This is a genomic window from Aquitalea aquatilis (genome assembly GCF_005155025.1).
In the GTDB taxonomy this organism is placed as follows: Bacteria; Pseudomonadota; Gammaproteobacteria; order Burkholderiales; family Chromobacteriaceae; genus Aquitalea; species Aquitalea aquatilis.
Genome location: NZ_CP039731.1, coordinates 1,131,163 through 1,150,642, shown reverse-complemented (window position 1 = coordinate 1,150,642; position 19,480 = coordinate 1,131,163). Strand labels below are relative to the sequence as shown.

The 19,480-nt window shown below is 58.7% G+C and carries 22 protein-coding genes and 1 riboswitch; of the genes, 13 read left to right on the top strand and 9 right to left on the bottom strand.

What is annotated here, in order from left to right; translation table 11 throughout:
* Positions 1-10: 10 nt before the first annotated feature.
* The 4 genes from FAZ30_RS05235 to FAZ30_RS05220 form a co-directional block, all read right to left on the bottom strand.
* The gene (locus tag FAZ30_RS05235; RefSeq protein WP_199730953.1) at positions 11-1,330 is read right to left on the bottom strand and encodes a hemolysin family protein; all 1,320 of its coding nucleotides are present in this window, start codon (positions 1,328-1,330) and stop codon (positions 11-13) included.
* 112 nt (positions 1,331-1,442) lie between these two features.
* On the bottom strand, positions 1,443-2,171 hold the full coding sequence (gene ung / locus FAZ30_RS05230) for a uracil-DNA glycosylase (RefSeq protein ID WP_233578318.1): 729 nt from the start codon (positions 2,169-2,171) through the stop codon (positions 1,443-1,445).
* A gap of 135 nt (positions 2,172-2,306) precedes the next feature.
* Complete coding sequence (locus tag FAZ30_RS05225; protein ID WP_199730959.1) at positions 2,307-2,636, bottom strand: rhodanese-like domain-containing protein; 330 nt, start codon at positions 2,634-2,636, stop codon at positions 2,307-2,309.
* A complete protein-coding gene (locus FAZ30_RS05220; RefSeq protein ID WP_124641782.1) occupies positions 2,633-3,292 on the bottom strand; it encodes a protein-L-isoaspartate O-methyltransferase family protein in 660 nt (219 codons plus the stop codon). Before FAZ30_RS05220 ends, FAZ30_RS05225 begins: the two co-directional genes overlap by 4 nt.
* A 118-nt stretch (positions 3,293-3,410) precedes the next feature.
* Positions 3,411-3,558, top strand: a riboswitch (TPP riboswitch).
* Positions 3,559-3,633: 75 nt separating this feature from the next.
* Between FAZ30_RS05220 and thiC the strand changes: the two genes are divergently transcribed.
* From thiC to FAZ30_RS05200, 4 genes are all read left to right on the top strand, one after another.
* Positions 3,634-5,544, top strand: coding sequence for a phosphomethylpyrimidine synthase ThiC (gene thiC, locus FAZ30_RS05215; RefSeq protein WP_124641780.1), 1,911 nt, complete (start codon positions 3,634-3,636; stop codon positions 5,542-5,544).
* A gap of 334 nt (positions 5,545-5,878) precedes the next feature.
* On the top strand, positions 5,879-7,414 hold the full coding sequence (locus FAZ30_RS05210) for an NCS1 family nucleobase:cation symporter-1 (RefSeq protein WP_137008964.1): 1,536 nt from the start codon (positions 5,879-5,881) through the stop codon (positions 7,412-7,414).
* A 168-nt stretch (positions 7,415-7,582) separates the two neighbouring features.
* Positions 7,583-8,035 (top strand): GNAT family N-acetyltransferase, encoded by a 453-nt coding sequence (locus tag FAZ30_RS05205; RefSeq protein ID WP_124641776.1) that lies wholly within the window; start codon positions 7,583-7,585, stop codon positions 8,033-8,035.
* 59 nt (positions 8,036-8,094) lie between these two features.
* Positions 8,095-8,409, top strand: a complete 315-nt coding sequence (locus FAZ30_RS05200) for an EthD family reductase (protein WP_124641774.1) — start codon at positions 8,095-8,097, stop codon at positions 8,407-8,409.
* Positions 8,410-8,466: 57 nt separating this feature from the next.
* On the opposite strand, the gene FAZ30_RS05195 is transcribed toward FAZ30_RS05200, so the two are convergent.
* Positions 8,467-9,711 (bottom strand): winged helix-turn-helix domain-containing protein, encoded by a 1,245-nt coding sequence (locus FAZ30_RS05195; RefSeq protein ID WP_233578315.1) that lies wholly within the window; start codon positions 9,709-9,711, stop codon positions 8,467-8,469.
* Between the two features lie 107 nt (positions 9,712-9,818).
* Here FAZ30_RS05195 and FAZ30_RS05190 point away from each other — a divergent pair, with 107 nt between their 5' ends.
* The 4 genes from FAZ30_RS05190 (at position 9,819) to FAZ30_RS05175 (ending at position 13,214) form a co-directional block, all read left to right on the top strand.
* Positions 9,819-10,052 (top strand): DUF2789 domain-containing protein, encoded by a 234-nt coding sequence (locus tag FAZ30_RS05190; RefSeq protein WP_124641772.1) that lies wholly within the window; start codon positions 9,819-9,821, stop codon positions 10,050-10,052.
* Positions 10,053-10,295: 243 nt separating this feature from the next.
* Positions 10,296-12,272 (top strand): peptidase U32 family protein, encoded by a 1,977-nt coding sequence (locus FAZ30_RS05185; RefSeq protein WP_137008962.1) that lies wholly within the window; start codon positions 10,296-10,298, stop codon positions 12,270-12,272.
* Positions 12,273-12,279: 7 nt separating this feature from the next.
* A complete protein-coding gene (locus FAZ30_RS05180) occupies positions 12,280-12,696 on the top strand; it encodes a YkgJ family cysteine cluster protein (protein ID WP_199730952.1) in 417 nt (138 codons plus the stop codon).
* Between the two features lie 53 nt (positions 12,697-12,749).
* Positions 12,750-13,214 (top strand): DMT family transporter, encoded by a 465-nt coding sequence (locus tag FAZ30_RS05175; protein ID WP_124641768.1) that lies wholly within the window; start codon positions 12,750-12,752, stop codon positions 13,212-13,214.
* Between the two features lie 76 nt (positions 13,215-13,290).
* Here the strand turns inward: FAZ30_RS05175 and FAZ30_RS05170 are convergent, their stop codons facing one another.
* From FAZ30_RS05170 to FAZ30_RS05160, 3 genes are all read right to left on the bottom strand, one after another.
* On the bottom strand, positions 13,291-13,749 hold the full coding sequence (locus tag FAZ30_RS05170) for a glycine zipper family protein (RefSeq protein WP_124641766.1): 459 nt from the start codon (positions 13,747-13,749) through the stop codon (positions 13,291-13,293).
* 16 nt (positions 13,750-13,765) lie between these two features.
* Entirely contained in the window at positions 13,766-14,188 is a 423-nt protein-coding gene (locus FAZ30_RS05165; RefSeq protein ID WP_124641764.1) for a hypothetical protein, read from the bottom strand.
* Positions 14,189-14,264: 76 nt separating this feature from the next.
* A complete protein-coding gene (locus FAZ30_RS05160; RefSeq protein ID WP_137008960.1) occupies positions 14,265-14,762 on the bottom strand; it encodes a Spy/CpxP family protein refolding chaperone in 498 nt (165 codons plus the stop codon).
* 216 nt (positions 14,763-14,978) lie between these two features.
* Here FAZ30_RS05160 and FAZ30_RS05155 point away from each other — a divergent pair, with 216 nt between their 5' ends.
* The 5 genes from FAZ30_RS05155 to FAZ30_RS05135 all read left to right on the top strand — a co-directional run bounded on the left by FAZ30_RS05155 (position 14,979) and on the right by FAZ30_RS05135 (position 18,170).
* Positions 14,979-15,266, top strand: a complete 288-nt coding sequence (locus FAZ30_RS05155; protein WP_124641760.1) for a VF530 family protein — start codon at positions 14,979-14,981, stop codon at positions 15,264-15,266.
* A gap of 114 nt (positions 15,267-15,380) precedes the next feature.
* Positions 15,381-15,992, top strand: coding sequence for a glutathione transferase GstA (gene gstA, locus FAZ30_RS05150; protein ID WP_124641758.1), 612 nt, complete (start codon positions 15,381-15,383; stop codon positions 15,990-15,992).
* A gap of 100 nt (positions 15,993-16,092) precedes the next feature.
* Positions 16,093-16,446 carry a nucleotide pyrophosphohydrolase gene (locus tag FAZ30_RS05145; RefSeq protein ID WP_124641756.1) on the top strand — a complete coding sequence of 118 codons (354 nt, stop codon included), beginning with the start codon at positions 16,093-16,095 and terminating at the stop codon, positions 16,444-16,446.
* A 93-nt stretch (positions 16,447-16,539) separates the two neighbouring features.
* Positions 16,540-17,274, top strand: coding sequence for an NAD-dependent protein deacylase (locus tag FAZ30_RS05140; RefSeq protein WP_124641754.1), 735 nt, complete (start codon positions 16,540-16,542; stop codon positions 17,272-17,274).
* 92 nt (positions 17,275-17,366) lie between these two features.
* Positions 17,367-18,170, top strand: a complete 804-nt coding sequence (locus FAZ30_RS05135) for a mechanosensitive ion channel family protein (RefSeq protein ID WP_124641752.1) — start codon at positions 17,367-17,369, stop codon at positions 18,168-18,170.
* 50 nt (positions 18,171-18,220) lie between these two features.
* On the opposite strand, the gene FAZ30_RS05130 is transcribed toward FAZ30_RS05135, so the two are convergent.
* Entirely contained in the window at positions 18,221-19,435 is a 1,215-nt protein-coding gene (locus FAZ30_RS05130; protein ID WP_137008958.1) for a cyclic di-GMP phosphodiesterase, read from the bottom strand.
* Positions 19,436-19,480 lie beyond the last annotated feature (45 nt).

Sequence of the window (19,480 nt, the reverse complement as noted above, 5' to 3'; positions counted from 1 at the left end):
TTAACCGCTCTTAGTTGTCGTTATGCTCGAGCCGGCTGGAGGGCAGCCGGCACAGCATGATCTTGTCCACCCGGGTCTTGTCCATGTCCACCACTTCGAAGCTGAAGCCCTGCCAGTCGAAACGGTCGGTTACCGCCGGTACCCGGCCCAGCTGATACATCATCACGCCGCCCAGGGTGTGGATATTGCCGGTGTCTTCACCCGGCAATGCGGAATCGACATCGAAATACTGGCGGAAGGCATCCAGCGTCACCATGCCATCCAGCAGATAGCTGCCATCCTCGCGCCGTACGATGTCGTCTTCTTCACCGATGGCGTGAGTGGACGGCAGGTCGCCCACCACGGTTTCCAGCACGTCGTTCATGGTCACCAGGCCTTCCAGTTCTCCATACTCGTCCACCACCAGCGCCAGATGGGTGCGCGCCAGCTTGAACTGTTCCATCAGCTGCATCAGGCTGACCGTGGCCGGGATGTATAGCGGGATCTCCAGGTCGGCGATGAAATCCACGCTCTGGCCGGCCAGCACCCGGTCCAGCATGCGCTTGGTGTCCAGAATGCCCAGCACATGCTCCATGCCACCCTTGCACACCGGAAAACGGCTGTAGCCGTGCGAGATCAGCAACTGCCGGTTGTCGTGCTGCTGGTCTTCGATATCAATCGAAATGATGTCCTTGCGCGGGGTCATCACTGCCGCCACCTTGCGGTCATCCAGCCGGAAAATGTTTTCCACCAGTTCCTGTTCGGCACGGTCGAACACGCCTTCATCCGCACCCTGTTCCATCAGCACGCGGATTTCTTCTTCGGTAATCGATGGCTCGCTGCTCTTGCGCGCACCAATCAGCCGCAACAGGGTATCGGTCAGGCGCGACAGCATGCGTACCAGCGGTGCCGCAGCACGTGACAGCAGCAACATGGGCGGTGCCAGGGTACTGGCGATGCCTTCCGGATTGAGCATGGCCAGCCGTTTGGGCACCAGTTCGCCGAAGATCAGCGACAACATGGTGATGGCTGCCACCATCAGCGCAACGGACAAGGGTTTGTTATAGGCATGCAGTTGCGGCAGGTTCAGCTCCAGCCAGTCGCGCAGATGATCGGACAAGGCGGCTTCGCCATACACCCCGGAAAAAATGCTGATGCTGGTGATGCCGATCTGTACGGTGGACAGGAAGCGGGTGGGTTCTTCCGCCAGCCGCAGGGCAGAGCGTGCGCCACGACGGCCTTCTTCAGCCCATTGTTGCAGCCGTATCTTGCGTGAAGACACGATGGCAATTTCCGACATGGCAAAGACGCCATTCAGAATAATTAGAACTAGCAGAAAGAAAATATCCACGATGCGGGAGAGGCGGGAAGATAACCCCTGTTAGCTTAGGGCAATGCGGCTGTGCTGAAAAGCAGGGTTTTGCCGGCCGGGGCTGCCGCAGCAACCCCGGTTTTGCTACAGCTCAGAACAGGCTGTTCTGGCTGGCGGCCGGCATCCAGTGGATGGTGCCGCGGCCATGTGCGGCCAACCAGGCATTCACCTGGGAAAAATGGCGGCAGCCGTGAAAGCCGCGGCTGGCTGACAGGGGGGAGGGATGGGCGGCAGTCAGCACCAGGTGACGGCTGGTGTCGATGCGCTCGGCCTTGGTCTGTGCCCAGTTGCCCCACAGCAGGAAGACGCAGCCGGGATTTTTCTGGTTGACGGCATCAATCAGCGCGTCGCTGACCTGTTGCCAGCCCAGCTTGCCATGACTGCCGGCCTTGTCCATTTCCACCGTCAGCACGCTGTTCAGCAGCAGCACGCCCTGTTCGGCCCAGTGCGAAAGATCGCCGCTGGCTGGCATGCCACCGCCCAGGTCAGCTACCAGTTCCTTGTAGATATTGCGCAGGCTGGGCGGGATACGCACGCCCGGAGGTACAGAGAAAGACAAGCCCATGGCTTCGCCCTGACCGTGATACGGGTCCTGGCCCAGGATCACCACCTTGATGTCGGCGGGTGCCATGGTGCGCAGGGCACTGAAGATGTCGGCGCGTGGCGGAAACAGGGTTTTGCCTTGGGCGGCTTGCTGGCCCAGCTGCTGATCGATCTGTACCAGACGGGCAAAGACGGCAGGTAATTTCAGTACATCCTCCCAGGCCGGATGCACCGGGGCCAGGGCAGGAGCAAGGTATTGGAGTTGACTAAGGCTCAAGACAGATACCGTATCGGGTTGGTTTTGCTGCATTTTTGGACGAAAGCAGCAGGGACAAGTTGCAAAACAAAAGCCATTCCGCGAGGGAATGGCCTTGTCAGGGTACGGCTTGGCGGCAGGGAGGGGCTGCTGATCTCAATAATGGGCCATGGCCGGATCTACATCACAGGCCCAGGCTTCCACACCACCACGCAGGCTCAGCACCTGTTCGAAACCGGCATTGGCCAGGTACAGGCCAACCTGATAGCTGCGTACACCATGATGGCAGACGGTGACGATGGTCCGGTCATCCGGCAGCTCGCTCATGCGCAGCGGAATCAGGTTCATCGGAATGTGCAGCGAACCGGCAATGCTGGCCAGCTGAACTTCCCAATCTTCCCTTACGTCCAGCAGCAGCGGCTGTTCCTTGCCGGTATCGGCCAGCCATGCCGCCAGATCGCTGGCAGTGATTTCCCTGAGCATCAGAAAACGAAGCGTTCCGGCTCGATGGCTTCTGCCTTGGCCAGACGGGAAATACAGGTTTCAAACAGATTGGTTTCGCTGAAGGATGATTCGCCCACGCGCTTGATCAGCTTGCAGCTCATCACCGGCAGGTCACCCACCACCACGATCATGCGGCCACCTACGGCCAGCTGGGATTTCAGGCTTTCCGGCACCACCGGCAGCGAACCACCCACCACGATGACATCGAACGGAGCTTGCTGCTGCAGGCCGTCCAGACCATTGCCTTCCACCAGGGTGACATTGCCGATACCGGCTTTTTTCAGGTTGGCAGCTGCGGTTTCGCGCGTGGCGGCATTAATCTCAACGCTATATACATGGCGGCCCAGCTTGGCCAGCAAGGCGGTCAGATAGCCAGCACCAGTACCGATTTCCAGTACCTTGTCTTGTGCCTCGACAGCGACGTCCTGCGCCAGACGGGCTTCCAGCTTGGGCTGCAGCATCTTGCCACCGTGCGGCAGCGGCAGTTCGGTGTCGACAAAGGCCAGCTGGCGCTTGTCGTCAGCAACGAAGTCTTCGCGTTTCACGTGAAACAGCAGGTCCAGAATTTTCGGGTCAAGTACGTCCCACGGACGAATCTGCTGCTCGACCATGTTGAAACGGGCATTTTCAAAATCCATCAGCTTACTCCGAAGGCTGGCTGCCAAAGCGGGTGTGCCGCATTGCGGAAAACCTGACTTCAATAGGCAGCGTGTCATGACGATAACTTGCGATTATCCCACATTTACCTTACCTTCACAGCATCGCTAGGGGTCCTGTGCGGCAAGCTGTGGTGTCCTTATCCAGACTGGATGGGGATGTTATCCGCTTCATGTTGCACGGGTGAGAAATACCCTTGGAACCTGACCCGGTTAATCCCGGCGTAGGGAAGCGCAATCTGCATGGTCCCACCCCCTTCCCTTGCAGCCCGGTTCGCCGGAATTCCGCTCCTTGCGCCGTTTCATCGCATGGAGGAAACCCGATGAACGCGCCCGCAAAACTGAATGAACAGATGGTGGTCGATACTGCCGCCATCCAGCCCCTGCCCAATTCCCGCAAGATCTATGTTGAAGGCAGCCGCCCGGATATTCGCGTGCCGATGCGTGAAATCAGCCAGAGCGCGACCCCCACCCAGTTTGGTGGTGAAGCCAACCCGCCCATCTATGTTTACGACACCAGCGGCATCTATTCCGACCCGGCAGCCAGCATCGATATCCAGAGCGGCCTGCCGGCTTTGCGCGCTGCCTGGATTGCCGAACGTGGCGATACCGAACAGCTTGCCGGCCTGTCCAGCGAATACGGCCGCGCCCGTGAAGCGGACAGCAAACTGGACGAGCTGCGTTTCAACCTGAAGCGCAAACCGCGCCGTGCGCGGCCGGGCCAGAATGTCAGCCAGATGCACTATGCGCGCCAGGGCATCATCACGCCGGAAATGGAATATGTCGCCATCCGCGAAAGCCTGAACCGCAAGGCCTATATCGGGAGCCTGCAGGCTGCCGGTGGCAAGAACACCAAGCTGCTGGAGCTGATGACCCGCCAGCATGCCGGTCACAGTTATGGTGCGGCGCTGCCGGAGGAAATCACCCCGGAATTCGTGCGCCAGGAAGTGGCCTGCGGCCGCGCCATCATTCCCAACAACATCAACCATCCGGAATCCGAGCCGATGATCATCGGCCGCAACTTCCTGGTGAAGATCAACGGCAATATCGGCAATAGTGCGGTAACGTCGTCGATTTCCGAAGAAGTGGACAAGATGACCTGGGGCATCCGCTGGGGTGCCGACACCATCATGGACCTGTCCACCGGCAAGAACATCCATGAAACCCGCGAGTGGATTTTGCGCAATTCGCCGGTACCCATCGGCACCGTGCCCATCTATCAGGCGCTGGAAAAGGTCAACGGCAAGGCCGAAGACCTGAGCTGGGAAATCTTCAAGGACACGCTGATCGAGCAGGCCGAGCAGGGCGTGGACTACTTCACCATCCACGCTGGTGTGCTGCTGCGCTATGTGCCGCTGACCGCCAACCGCATGACCGGCATCGTGTCGCGTGGTGGTTCCATCATGGCCAAGTGGTGTCTGGCCCACCATCAGGAAAACTTCCTCTACACCCATTTCGAGGACATCTGCGAAATCATGAAGGCTTACGACGTGGCCTTCAGCCTGGGTGATGGTCTGCGTCCGGGCAGCGTGTGGGATGCCAACGATGCCGCCCAGCTGGGCGAACTGAAAACCCTGGGCGAGCTGACGCAGATTGCCTGGCAGCACGATGTGCAGGTGATGATCGAAGGCCCCGGCCATGTGCCGATGCAGCTGATCAAGGAGAATATGGACAAGGAACTGGAGTGGTGCCACGAAGCGCCGTTCTACACCCTGGGCCCGCTCACCACCGACATCGCACCGGGCTACGACCACATCACCTCGGCCATCGGCGCTGCCCAGATCGGCTGGTATGGCACGGCCATGCTGTGCTACGTCACCCAGAAGGAACACCTGGGCCTGCCCAACAAGGACGACGTCAAGGAAGGCATCATCACCTACAAGCTGGCCGCCCATGCGGCCGATCTGGCCAAGGGTCACCCTGGTGCGCAGATCCGCGATAACGCGCTGTCCAAGGCGCGTTTCGAATTCCGCTGGGAAGACCAGTTCAATCTGGGTCTGGATCCGGACAAGGCGCGCAGCTTCCATGACGAAACCCTGCCCAAGGACAGCGCCAAGGTGGCGCACTTCTGTTCCATGTGCGGCCCGCATTTCTGCTCGATGAAGATCACCCAGGACGTACGCGAATTCGCCGCCAAGCAGGGCATCAGCGAGGAAGCGGCGCTGCAGAAGGGCATGGAAGTGAAGTCGGTGGAGTTTGTGAAGGGCGGAGCCAAGCTGTACGACAAGATCTGATCTAACTGAAGCTGAAGTCAAAACCGTCTGTCACTTTTGTGCAGGCGGTTTTTTTGGGTCTGCAACATTGTTTTGGATTATGCATGCAGATATTGATGATTGTGGAATTCAGTTATTTATTCCGGCAATAAGTTCAGGACATATTATTGCCATTTAATGCCATCATCCGCCTGCACCAGAACAGTTGTTGCGGAGAGATCAATGCTGTCTTGCAGTATAAAGCTGATTATCCTGATAGGAAGCGAGTGGGCAGTCATTGCAGGTCATGCGTAATTTATTTTCCGGTATCTCTTGTTGCAACGGTTTATTTACATCCGGACAGGGAGAAAATAGCATGCGGCAAACCGATTATATTGAAGATTCTGGCAATTTGCCGGCAGCAACACCTGCTGATCAGCCAGTTACCAATTATTTAGATGGCCAATCTGGGCTGAGTTCACGGCTTTATAATGCTGATTTAGCACCAACAAATAAAAATGGCAGGCAATGGAGTGCTTACAGTATTTTTGCACTATGGGCCAATGATGTGCATAACCTGGGGAATTATGCATTCGCAATTGGCCTGTTTTCATTGGGTCTGGGTGGCTGGCAGATATTATTGGCCTTTGGATTTGGAGCAGTATTCCTGTTCTTGCTGCTTAACCTGTCCGGGTATATGGGTGAAAAGACAGGTATTCCCTTTCCTGTGATGAGCCGTATTGCTTTTGGCACGCGTGGTGCGCAGATTCCTGCCTTATTGCGTGGGGCCGTTGCCATTGCATGGTTTGGTATTCAGACTTACCTGGCATCTCTTGTCTTACAATTGGCACTGATTGCCATTTACCCGGCACTTAAGTCTTTTCAGACAGATAACCTGCTTGGGCTGTCTTCATTGGGTTGGGCTACTTTCCTGCTACTGTGGGCCATACAGCTGGTAATTGTCAGCTATGGCATGGAAATGATTCGCAAGTATGAAGCCATTGCCGGGCCTGTGATCTTGATGACTTTTAGCGCGCTCGCAGGCTGGATTCTGGTGCGTGCCAAGTTTTCCATTGCCTGGGAAATGAGTCATGCACTGAGTGGCACTGACATGTGGATAAAAATTCTTGGTGCTGCGGCCCTGTGGGTAAGTGTTTACGGTACTTTCATTCTTAATTTCTGCGACTTCACTCGAGCTGCGCAATCCAGGAATTCCATTTTCTGGGGAAATTTCTGGGGTATTCCAATCAATATGTTGCTTTTTGGTGGAATTGTCGTGGTGCTTACTGGTGGGCAATACCATATTGATGGCCATATCATTGCGTCGCCGGCAGATATTGTCGCGATGATTCCGAATACCTTTTTGTTGGTGCTTGCCACGCTTTCGCTACTGATACTGACAGTCGGTGTGAATTTGATGGCCAATTTTGTGGCACCAACCTATGCATTGACAAACCTGATGCCGAAGTACATGAATTTTCGCAAAGCTGCCATTTTATCTGCTTTGATTGGGCTGCTTATCCTGCCATGGAATCTTTATAACTCACCCCTGGTCATTCCGATTTTTCTGGGGGGATTAGGAGCATTGCTGGGGCCACTATTCGGCATCATCATGATTGATTACTGGATAATCAGAAAGCAGAAAATCAATATACCTGCCTTGTATTCAGATGATGCACAGAGCGAATACCACTATATGGCAGGCAGTAATCCCAGGGCGATCATTGCGCTGATGATCTCTGGCGGGCTGGCTCTTGGGCTCACCTTCTTGCCCTTGTTTGCTGTGTTCAGAGACTTTTCCTGGTTCATGGCGGCCGGGCTTGGCGGCATGATCTATTTCTTGATTGCTGATCGTCGTGGTCCATTTATCGATGTGGACGGTGAGAAGATTTCTGTCCCGGCATGCCACTGAGGCTGGGGATGGTTGCGGCTTCTCTTGTGGATAAGTTTGCTGTTGCAATACTCCTGTGGGTAAAGCCTGGGACTTTGCTGATAGTGGTTCCATTGTGTTGACTGGCATTGGCTCTGCCCATGGGGCCATAAGCCGGGCAGCATGAGGGCTTATCCACAGGAGAACGCCATGAGCCACGCCGTATCCATCCGCCCGCTTGCCGCCACTGATTTTGCCGCCTGGCTGCCCTTGTGGCAGGGCTATCTGGATTTCTATCACAGCAGCCAGAGCGAGGCGGATACCGCCATCACCTGGCAGCGTTTTCTCGACCCGGCCGAGCCGATGCAGGCCTGGCTGGCCTGGCAGGGTGAGCAGGCGGTGGGGCTGGTACATACGGTGTTGCATCGCAGCAGCTGGACGCCGGGCAATTACTGTTATCTGCAGGATCTGTTCGTGCAACCGGAAATACGCGGTACCGGTGCCGGGCGGGCCTTGATCGAGCAGGTGTATGCCTATGCCAAGACAGCCGGCTGTAGCCGGGTGTACTGGCTCACCCATGAAAGCAACGCCCCGGCGCGCCAGCTGTACGACCGGCTGGCAGACAATCTGGGCTTTATCCAGTACCGCAAGCAGGTCGCTTGAAGCTGGAGTGCGGGCGGCGATGCGATTATGCTGATGCCCTCACCACCAAGGATATGGTCATGATCAACGTCAGCATTCTCTATCCGTATAGCGCTACTGCCCGTTTCGATTTCGACTACTACCTGCAACAGCACATGCCGCTGGCCAGCAAACTGCTGGCTCCGGCCTTGCTCGACATGCGGGTGGAGAAGGGCATCAGCGGCAGCCAGCCGGGCACCATGCCGCAGTTCACCGCGCAGTGCCAGCTGCAGTTTGAGTCGGTCGAGACATTTTTGGCGGCGTTCATGCCGATAGCGGAAGAGCTGCAGGGTGATATCGCCAATTACACCGATATCACGCCGCAGATCCAGTACAGCGAAGTGTTGCTGGGTTAAGCGCCGTCAACAAAACCCCTGCAGCTGCCTTGCGCCTCCTTGTTCAAAGTGGCCAAGCTATCTTGTCAGCTGGTTCTCAGCTGCCTGAAGGGCGGCCGCCAGTGCGGCGGGACCCTGCTGCAGCTGAATACGCGGCGTGCCATGCCAGGCGGCCAGTTTGCCCAACATGGCGGCCAGATCGCGGCACAGCTGCTGAGTGGGCTGAATGCCTGCTTCCAGATACAGCGCCTTGATTTCAAAAACACCCTGCTGGCGATGGGCTTTGGCGTCCATGCGCCCTACCAGCCGGCCACGGCTGAGCAGCGGCAGCACGAAATAGCCGAACTGGCGCTTGGCGGCCGGGGTGTAGCATTCGATGCGGTAATCAAAGCCGAACAGTTCGCTGGCACGCTTGCGGTCCCATACCACCGGGTCGAAGGGCGACAGGGCGGTGCTGTGGCCGGATTTGAGCTTGTCTTCGGCAGCCAGCACCAATTCTGCCTGCAGGCTGTGATGGACAAACACATCATGCTGCCAGCCCTCGATCCGGGCCGGAATCAGCTCGCCGGCATCGGCCAGCTGGTGTAGCAAAGCATCGTACTTGCCCCGGCGCAGCCGGTAGTAATCGGCCACCCAGCCGGCCTTGACCACGCCCAGCGCACGGCAGCTGTGGCGCACCATATCGCGCTGCGCTGCTTCCAGGCTGGGCAGATCGCGTGCGTCGTCCCAATCCGGCCTGACTCTTTCGGCCACATCGTAGACGCGTTGAAAGCTGCGCCGCTCCTTCACCATCAGCTGGCCCAGGGTGAACAGCACTTCCAGATGGCGCTTTTCCGGCTTCCAGTCCCACCAGCCGTCACCCTTGCCGGCGCTGCGCTTGAAATCCGCCGAGCGTACCGGGCCGTGTTGCCTGACATGTTCCAGTATTGTGTTGACCGCATCCTGGTGTTGTTCCAGCCAGCGTTGCGGGTATTTCCAGCCCATCTGGGCCGGGTCCAGCATGCGATGGCGCAGCAGGCGGTAGTCTTCCTGCGGCACGAAGCAGGCTTCGTGTGCCCAGTATTCGAACAGCTGGCCACTGGCGAGCGCAGCATCCAGCCAGGCCGGGTCGTAATGGCCCAGCCGGCTGTACAACACCAGATAGGGGCTGCGCGCCACCACGCTGATGGTGTCGATCTGCAACAGCGCCATGCGGCGAATGGCGGTCATCACGTCGGCCGGGCCCGCCTTGCGCCGTGGCGGAGCCAGTAGTCCCTGAGCGGCCAGATGCAGCAGGCGGGCTTGTTGCAGGCTGAGATGCTGGGTCATGGTGTGGGCAGACATGAGACAGGACAGATGACTATAGCAAAGCCACTGCGCTTGTCGATTGCGCTGTGTTCCGTTCCGCGCCATCCTGCAGTACTGCATCAGGAGCAAGAGGAAAAATAACGATGGATACTGGCAAGCATCAGCTGGAGCAGCTGTTTGCCCAGCTTGGTCTGGACAATGATGTCACGGCAATAAAAGTGTTTCTGGCACGTCACTGGCTGGAGCCGGAACAGGCGCTGGCCGATGCGCCGTTCTGGAGTGTCTCTCAGGCAGACTTTCTGCGTCAGGCGCTGGCCTGTGACGCGGAATGGGCCGAGGCGGTGGATGAACTGGCGGTGTTGCTGAGCCAGAAATAGTCTCAGGCAGGCATGCGTAAACACGGGCAGTGCTTTGGGCAACTGCCCGTGTTTTTTGTCATGCGCGGCGTGCGCAGGGGCGGTCCACTGAGGTCAGGGAAAACGGATGGCTGACAGCGTAGCCCGATGGCGCGGGGTTTTATGTGGCGGCTATCTATAAGCCACTGATTACGTTATAATTCCGCCCCTTCCCGTCGTACTGCCCACCAGCGGGAAAGCCCTTTTTTCAAGTCAGGAATCGTCATGAGTCTGTTGTCGCACCAGATCGAGCTGTTATCGCCCGCCAAAACCGCCGAGATCGGCCGTGAAGCCATCCTGCATGGTGCGGATGCGGTGTATATCGGCGGCCCCAGCTTTGGTGCGCGGCACAATGCCAGCAACAGCCTCGAAGACATCGCCAGCCTGACCCAGTTTGCCCACCGCTACCATGCGCGCATCTTTGCCACGCTCAATACCATCCTGCATGACGCCGAGCTGGAAGCCGCACGCAAGCTGATCTGGCAGCTGTACGACGCCGGCGTGGATGCGCTGATCGTGCAGGACATGGGTATTTTGCAGATGGATTTGCCGCCCATCGAACTCCATGCCTCCACCCAGTGTGATATCCGCGATGCCGACAAGGCGCGCTTTCTGGCCGATGCCGGCCTGTCGCAACTGGTGCTGGCACGCGAGCTGACCATTCCCGAGATCAAGCGCATTGCCGCCCGCGTGGGCGATGCGGCCACCATCGAATATTTCATTCATGGTGCCTTGTGCGTGGCCTTCTCTGGCCAGTGCTTCATCAGCCATGCCGATACCGGCCGCAGCGCCAACCGTGGCGATTGCTCACAGGCCTGTCGTCTGCCCTATACCCTGACCGACAAGGACGGTGGCGTGGTGGCCTTCGACAAGCATTTGCTGTCGATGAAGGACAATAACCAGAGCAATAACCTGGAAGCGCTGCTGGACGCCGGCGTGCGTTCGCTCAAGATCGAGGGGCGCTACAAGGATGTGAGCTATGTGAAAAACATCACCGCTCACTATCGCCTGCTGCTGGACGAAATCATCGAGCGTCGTCCGGAACTGGCAGCGGCCTCCAGCGGCAGCTGCGAAATATTCTTTGCACCGGACCCGGACAAGACCTTCCACCGTGGCAGCACCGATTACTTTGCCACCGGTCGCAAGATCGACATTGGCGCTTTCGATTCGCCCAAGTTTGTTGGTGTGGGGCTGGGCGTGGTGCACAAGGTAGGGCCGGACTGGCTGGAGATTGCCACCCCGGAAACCATGAGCAATGGCGACGGCATCAACTTCATGAAAAAGCGTGAAGTCGTCGGCATGCAGCTCAACACCGTCAAGCAGATCGGCCATGTGCCCGGCGGCCATCTGCTGTGGCGCTGCCAGCCTAACGATCCGGTTTTGCTGCAAGGCCTGAAACCTGGCACCGACCTGTGTCGTAACCGCGACCACGCTTGGGAGCTGGCGCTGCTGAAAAAGTCGGCCGAACGCAAGATTGGTGTATGGCTGACGCTGAGCGAACAGGCTGATGGCCTGCAACTGACGGTGAGCGATGAGGATGGTTGTAGCGCCACCACGGTCGCTCAACTGGCGCTGGAGCCGGCCAAGGATGCCGCCAAGGCCGAGGCGGGCCTGCGTGACAGCCTGGCCAAGCTGGGCAATACCATGTTTGTCGCCCACGACGTGAGCTTGCAGCTGAGCCAGCCGTGGTTTGTGCCGGCATCCGCCATCAACGCTCTGCGCCGCGAGGCCATCGAACAGCTGGAACAGGCCCGGCTGGCCGGTTGGCTAAGGCCGCAGCGCAAGGCTGCCGTGGAGCCGCCAGTGGCATATCCGGAAAAGACGCTGAGCTATCTGGCCAATGTCTACAACCAGCTGGCCTGGCAGTTCTATCGCAAGCACGGGGTGGAGGTGATCGAGGCCGCTTATGAAGCGCATCAGGAAGAGGGTGAAGTCAGCCTGATGATTACCAAGCACTGCCTGCGCTTTTCCTACAACCTGTGTCCCAAGCAGGCCAAGGGCGTGAAGGGGGTGATGGGCCAGGTGCGCGCCGAACCGATGACGCTCAAGTCCGGCAACGAAACCTACACCCTCAAGTTTGAATGCCGCCCCTGTGAAATGCATGTGATGGGCAAGATGAAAAAGCACATCCTGAAAGCACCGGCGCCCAGCGAGATTCCCTACACCGCGCCGATGACTTTCTTCAAGCAACGTCCGCAATAAGGCAGCAATGATGGCGGATATCGAACGACTGGAAACCTGGATCAAATACAAGAACGGCCTGTGCAGCGACTGCATGGGCAGCTGCTGTTCCATGCCGGTGGAAGTACGCCTGCCCGATCTGGTGCGCATGGGGGTGGTGGACGAGTTCGAGCTGGAAGAGCCGATCAAGAACATCGCCAAGCGGCTGGAAAAGCAGCGGGTGATCCAGCATTTCAATTTCAAGCACGGCATCTTTACCCTGATGCGCCGCGCCAATGGTGATTGCCACTACCTCGATCAGCAAACCCGGCTGTGTACCATCTATGAGCAGCGCCCTAACACCTGCCGCAACCACCCCAAGATCGGCCCCAAGCCTGGTTTTTGCGCCTACACCCGCAACCCCAAGGCCGCCCGCCCGGTGGTGGCGGTCAAGCTGACTGGCTGAAGCCGGCAGCGGTTGCAAGTGCCACCGCTGACAATGCCTAGCGAAAGACAAAGATGAATTCAGTTCTTGCCCTGATGGCCTTTGCCATCGGCGTGGTGGTGCCGCTGCAGGCAGCGATCAATAATCAGCTCAAGCTGCTGCTGGATGGCAGTACCGTGTTGGCGGCAATGATTTCCTTTGCCGTGGGAACCCTCAGCCTGATCCTGCTGGCGGTGTGCAGCGGGCAGAAGTTCAGCGGCCTTAGCCAACTGGCGCGTGGCGAGTGGTGGATGTTTCTGGGTGGTTTGTTGGGTGCGTTTTTTGTGTTCGGTACCACCTTGCTGGCACCGCGACTGGGAGTGGCAACCATGCTGTCGCTGATCATCGCCGGCCAGGTGTGCACGTCGCTGTTATTCGACCGTTTCGGCTGGCTGTCCATGCCGCTGCGCGAGGTCAATCTGCCACGACTGGCGGGGGCGGCATTGGTGGTGGTGGGTGTGCTGCTGGTGAATTTTGGCGACAAGTGGTTTGGCCGCTGATGCGCTGAGCCCGGTCGTCACATACATTAAGAGGGGCTGGTCTTTCAGACCAGCCCCTTTGTCATTTGCCAGCGGATTACGGCAGGCGCGGTGGCGGATAGTAAGGCGCGCTGTAGCGCTGCTGGTCAGGTAACTGATTACCCTTGGCATACATGCATTGCTCATAGGCAATATTGTAGCGGTACTGGGCATCGCGCCCGCTGTAGCCCGCCTCGCCGCTGCCGGTAGCCGTACCGGCAATCAGTCCCACGCCAGCCCCGACGCCGGCTCCATGATGGCCGCCCATCAAGGCACCTGCTGCGGCGCCAACCACCGTACCCAGTGCCATATTGCCAGCCATGGCATTGCTGGAGGCATCAGCACTGCTGCCGCCACTGTTGGCTTCAGCATACTGGCGACATTGCTGTTCTTCCTGGGCAAATACCTCGAACGGTTTGCCCGCTGCCGGCATCACCGCCACGGTGGGGCCGAGTGGTACGGTGCTGCATGCGCTCAGGCCGATGGCAGCCAGTGGTAACCACAACAGTTTGTTCATGATGGTGCGTCCTGGCTTATCGGGGTGGCTGTGCCGGCACGGTTTTCCAGCCACCGGGACATTCACTGACATAGGGGTAGTACTGCTTGGCCGCCTTGCAGTAGTACCAGACCTGGGCCGGAGCCGGGCTGGCCACTTCGGCTGGCGGTGGCGGCGTTGCCGGCACCTCAGGTATGGCTGGCGTGTTGACCACCACGGGGGGAAGGTAGGGGTCGGGATAGGGGTAGACCGGAGCGCTATACCAGTACCAGGCACCACCGGAGATCCACCACCAGCCCAGCCGGCCACGGTAGTAGCCATGGTTCCAGTAACCATCGTGCCAGTGTGCAAAATGCGGTGGCCCATAGTAAACGCCACGGTGTGCCTGAGCGGCAGGGGCAGCCGCCAGCATCGTGCCGGCGAGCGCAGCAAGGCCGGCGAAGCGTGTCAGAGAGTTCATGGTGCTTTCCTACTCTCACCGCACGGCCACCGGCATGGCCGGTGGTGCTGCGGGGTGATGGCTGCAGATGTCAGGCTCAGTTTTTCGGCAGCGGGGCGGAAGCCTGGCGCGGGTGGGGCATGCGGTGTTGCATGCCGGCGTGCATGCGCTGGCCTTCCTGATCAAACTGCTTTTGCTGCTCCGGTGTCAGTTGCTGGTACAGCGCCTTGGTCGCGGCAACGTGTTTCTGCATCATGTCCAGATGCTGCTGCATCATTTTCAGATGGCCATCCAGCTGTTCCGGCAGCTTGGCGTCCGGTTTTACCGGAGCCTGGGCCTGGGGTGGCAGCGGCTTGATGGCGGCAATATAGGTTTTCCAGGCCGACTCTTGCGCCGGCTGGATCTTCAGCTTGTCATGCAGCATTTGCAGGTGCTTTTCCATCATGGCTTCGCGCTTGGCCGGGTCCATCTGCCACATGTGTTGCTTCATGTCATCGCCGCCCATGGCACAATCACCCTTGCCCATGGCGTGAACGGTGGTGGCAGCCGCGCTACCCAGCAGGCCGACAATCAACAGCGATTTGATCAGTTTCATGGTGCTTTTCCTTGTGCAGGTGAAAGTGGATGAATGCAGTATCTGCTGCAGATGTCAGCCAAGTATTGCGGGAGGGCAGGCAAATGTTAGCAATGATGAATGCCTTGCCCGGTGTTGCGCGTAATCAGACGGCTGGTTGTTTGTCCGGGCTGGGGCTACACTGCCTCGTTTTTCCCTGCGGCGGTGTTCCCGGCGCTTATCAACAGGATGATTCGCATGAGCGACACACCGCCCAATGACCCGCTGCACGGCATGACGCTGGAAAAGATCCTGCTGGCGCTGGTAGAGCGTTTTGGCTGGCCCGAGCTGGGCCGGCGCATTGCCATCCGCTGTTTCAACCAGGACCCCAGCATCAAGTCCAGCCTGGTATTCCTGCGCCGCACGCCCTGGGCACGCGCCCAGGTCGAGGCCCTGTTCATTGAAATGACAACCCGCCCATCCAGCCCATCCACGGTGGCGGGCAAGGACGGCCGCCCCCGGTTGTTTTCGCCGAAACAGGGCTGAAGCGGCCTTGCCGGCTTGAAATTGTCAGGGTGTCGCCCCAGCTAATCAGGATGAATCCGGCGCTGCTCTGGTGCCGGGGTACTGCAGTCGCTGTTTTTCCGCACAGGAGATGTGATGAAACTCTACTACTCGCCGGGAGCCTGCTCCCTGTCGCCGCATATCGTGCTGCATGCAGCAGGGCTGCCGTTCAGCGTGGAAAAGGTCAATCTGCGTGTGCAACCGCATGTGACTGCCAGCGGCGTGGAGTTCCGCAGTATCAACCCCAAAAACTATGTACCGGCCCTGCAATTGGAAGATGGCACGGTGCTGAGCGAAGGCGTGGCCATCGTGCAGTACCTGGCCGACCTGGTGCCGGAGCGCAAGCTGGCCCCTGCCAATGGCACACTGGCACGCTACCGTTTGCAAGAGTGGCTCAACTACATTGCCACCGAGGTACACAAGAGCTTTTCCCCGCTGTTTTATCCTGGCAGTGACGAGGTGAAAAACGCCGCCTGGGACAAGCTCACCGCGCGCTTTGCCATCGTGGAAGCACAGCTGGCCAGCTCTCGCTATTTGCTGGGCGAGGATTTCAGCGTGGCCGATGCCTACCTGTTTACCTGCCTGAACTGGGCGAACATGGTGCACCGTTCGCTGGATGATTTCCCGGCCATTTCCGCCTTCATGGCGCGGGTGCAGGCGCTGCCGGCAGTGCAGGCGGCGCTACAGGACGAAGGTCTGTTGCGCTGAGACATCTGATCTTGTCCATAGCCTGACGCCCGCTTGCGGGCGTTTTGTTTTGCATGTGTCCTGCGGTTTCACGTGAAACCGCACACCGGAGGAAACGGCGATGAGCGATAGGCGCTTGATTGAAACCACCGCACTGGAAGCCGCTTTGCAGCAGTTTGCCGATGCACGCGACTGGCAGCGCTTTCATACGCCACGCAACCTGATGCTGGCCTTGACCGGCGAGGTGGGCGAGCTGGCGGAAATCTTCCAATGGTTGAGCGATGAAGAAGTCGCCCGGCTGGCAGACGACCCGGCACGCTTTACCCATCTGCAGGAAGAAGTGGCCGACGTGCTGCTGTATCTGGTGCGGCTGGCTAGCGTGCTGAAGCTGGATATCAATGCCGCTGTCTGCGACAAATTGCAGAAAAATGCCGTCAAATATCCGGCACCCGTCAACGGTGCGCCATCGGCTTGATGTTGGGCAAGCTTGCTGCACTGGATTTTTGCCAGTGGCAGCGGCACGCGACTAAGCTTGGCAACAATAAAAAGCAGGTGCAGGAGACAGCAGATGCAGCAGGATATTATGCGGCTGGCCGCCGCCATCAGGCAGGCTGGTCATATCGTGGTATTGAGTGGTGCGGGCATGAGCACCGAGTCGGGCATTCCGGATTTTCGCTCGGCCAAGGGGCTGTGGCAGCAGGGCATGCAGCTGGAAGAGCTGGTGTCCATCGATTATTTCCGTGCCGACCCTGAAGCGTTCTGGCATAGCTTCAAGCAGCTGTTCCACACCAAGTTGCTGGGTAATTACCAGCCCAATGCCGGCCATCGTTTTTTGGCCGGGCTGGAGGCTGCGGGCACGCAGGTCACGGTGCTGACGCAGAATATCGACGGCCTGCATGGCGTGGCCGGCAGCCGCCAGGTACTGGAACTGCATGGCACGCTGCGCAGCGCCAGTTGTCCTGCCTGCGGCCGGCAACAGGGGCTGGACTATATCAATCACCATGTGCTGCCGCTGTGTACCCACTGCATGGATGTGCTGAAGCCGGACGTGGTGTTGTACGGCGAGCCGGTTCCCTTGATCGAACAGGCCTTCCAGCAGGCGCTGGCGGCGGACTTGCTGCTGGTGCTGGGCTCTTCGCTGGAGGTCTCGCCGGTCAACCTGATTCCACTGGAAGCGGCGCGCGCTGGCGTGCCGACGGCGCTGATCAATTACACGCCCACCCGTATGGACGCGGTATTCGATATCCGCATCGAGGCCGGTATTGGCGATACCTGCCAGCAGCTGCAGGGCTTGCTGGGCTGAGCCTGCTGCTGGCAGGACCGTGCTGGCTGGATTTTTTGCCAAGGACATTCTATTTTTCAATGGTTTCTACCAACTGAATAAATAGGATTACCATGACTGACATCAATTGGACGCACTGGGCGGATCTGGCAATCCAGGCCGGTATCAATATCGTTTCCGCCATTGTGCTGTGGGTGGTGGGGCGCTGGTTCATCGCCCTGGCCGGGCGGCTGATGGAAGAGCAGCTGGTGGCCAGAAAGCTCGATCCCACGTTGCGCCGCTATGCACATTCCTTCCTGTCCGTCAGCCTGACCGTGGTGCTGGTCATTGCCATGCTGGGTTTCTTTGGTGTGCAAACCGCCAGCTTTGCCGCCATCATCGGTGCAGCCGGCGTGGCCATCGGTCTGGCTTGGAGCGGCTTGCTGGCCAACTTTGCCGCCGGCATCTTCCTGGTGGTGCTGCGCCCCTTCAAGGTGGGCGATGTGGTCAGCGTGGCCGGCATCAGCGGTACCGTGCGCGAAGTGGGGCTGTTCTCCACCATTATTGATACGCCGGACAATGTGATGACATTGATCGGCAATAACAAGATTTTCTCCGACAACATCCAGAACTACAGCGCCAACGGTCACCGCCGGGTCGATCTGAAAGCCCAGCTGGCAGCCAGTGCCGATCATGCCCTGGCCATCAGCCTGCTGCGCGAGAAGATTGCCGCCATTCCCAATGTGCTGGCCGAGCCGGCAGTCAGCGTGGAACTGCTGGAGTTCACTGCGCTGGGGCCGGTACTGGCGGTGCGTCCCAGCTGCCAGCCGGAACACTACTGGCAGGTGTATTTCGATAGCAACCGGCTGATTCGCGAAACCCTTGCTGCCGCCGGCTTTCCCGGACCGGAACAGGCTATGGTGGTGCGCCAGAGCTGAGCTGGTTTGCCGCAGACAAGACAAAGCCCGCCATTGGCGGGCTTTGTCGTTTACAGAAAGCGCAGCGGATCCATCCGCCATTTGCTGGGGGATTCGTGGCTGACGATCTTGTCGCCGCCACCAGCCCCCATGCTGCGCGATAGGTCGACGATTTCCGGCGGGATATAGGTATTGCTCTTGCTGCTGAAAAATACCTTCACCTTGGGCGAAACCAGATTATTGTCGTTTTGCTCGATCACCACCCCCAGCCGGCCGCTTTCCAGCCGTACCAGTGTGCCGATGGGATAGATGCCGATACAGCGCATGAAGGCCTGCACCAGCACCGGATTGAAGTGGAATTTCGACCATTCGAAAATCTTGCGCAGGGCATCGGTGGGCGCCATGCCCTTGTGATAGCAGCGGTCGGAGGTCAGTGCATCGTAGACATCGACGATGGCTGCCATCTGTCCCAGCTGGGAGATTTCCTCACCCTTCAGCCCTTCCGGATAACCACTGCCATCGTGGCGCTCGTGGTGCTGGGCGGCCACTTTGACTGCGGTATCGGAAATGCCCTTGGTGGCCAGCAGAATCTGCTTGCTCTCCACCACATGGCATTTCATCACGGCGAATTCCTGCTCGGTCAGCTTGCCCGGTTTGTTGAGGATGCTGTCCGGCACCTTCATCTTGCCGATATCGTGCAGCATGCCGCCAATGCCGGCATGGTGGATCACCTCGCGGCTCATGTTCATGGCGTTACAGAAGCTGACCATCAGCGCGCCGACGCTGACCGAGTGCTGGAAGGTGTAGTTGTCCTTGTCCTTGATGCGGCACAGCGACAGCAGGGCACCGCCGTTGCGCAGAATGGACGTGGTCATCTTTTCGATGGATGGCTCCACCATTTCCAGTTCCACCTGCTTGCCCAGCCGCACATCCTGCAGAATGCCGCGCACGATGAGGTTGGCCTCATTGTGGATCAGCTGGGCGCGGCCGAATTCCGCCGCCGCTTCCACCCGGCGTTCCACCGGGACTTCCCGGCTGGCCAGCTCGATGATTTCCTGTTCCAGCTTGTGCTTTACTTCGGTGACCGTGGGCGCATGGGCGACATCCTTGCCCTTGTCGGTGTCGATATACACCTCGTGGATACCGGCATCGGCAATCTTGTGAATGGCGCTTTCATCGTTGACCAGAAAGCGCTTCAGCAAGAAGGGATGCGACATCCAGTCGCAGTTCAGGTCGTGAATGTACATGCCAACCTTGAGATCGGACACATCGATGCACTTGATCATTGCTTGTGCTCTAACTTGATGGCTGCAAAAGGTGCGGCGCTGGTC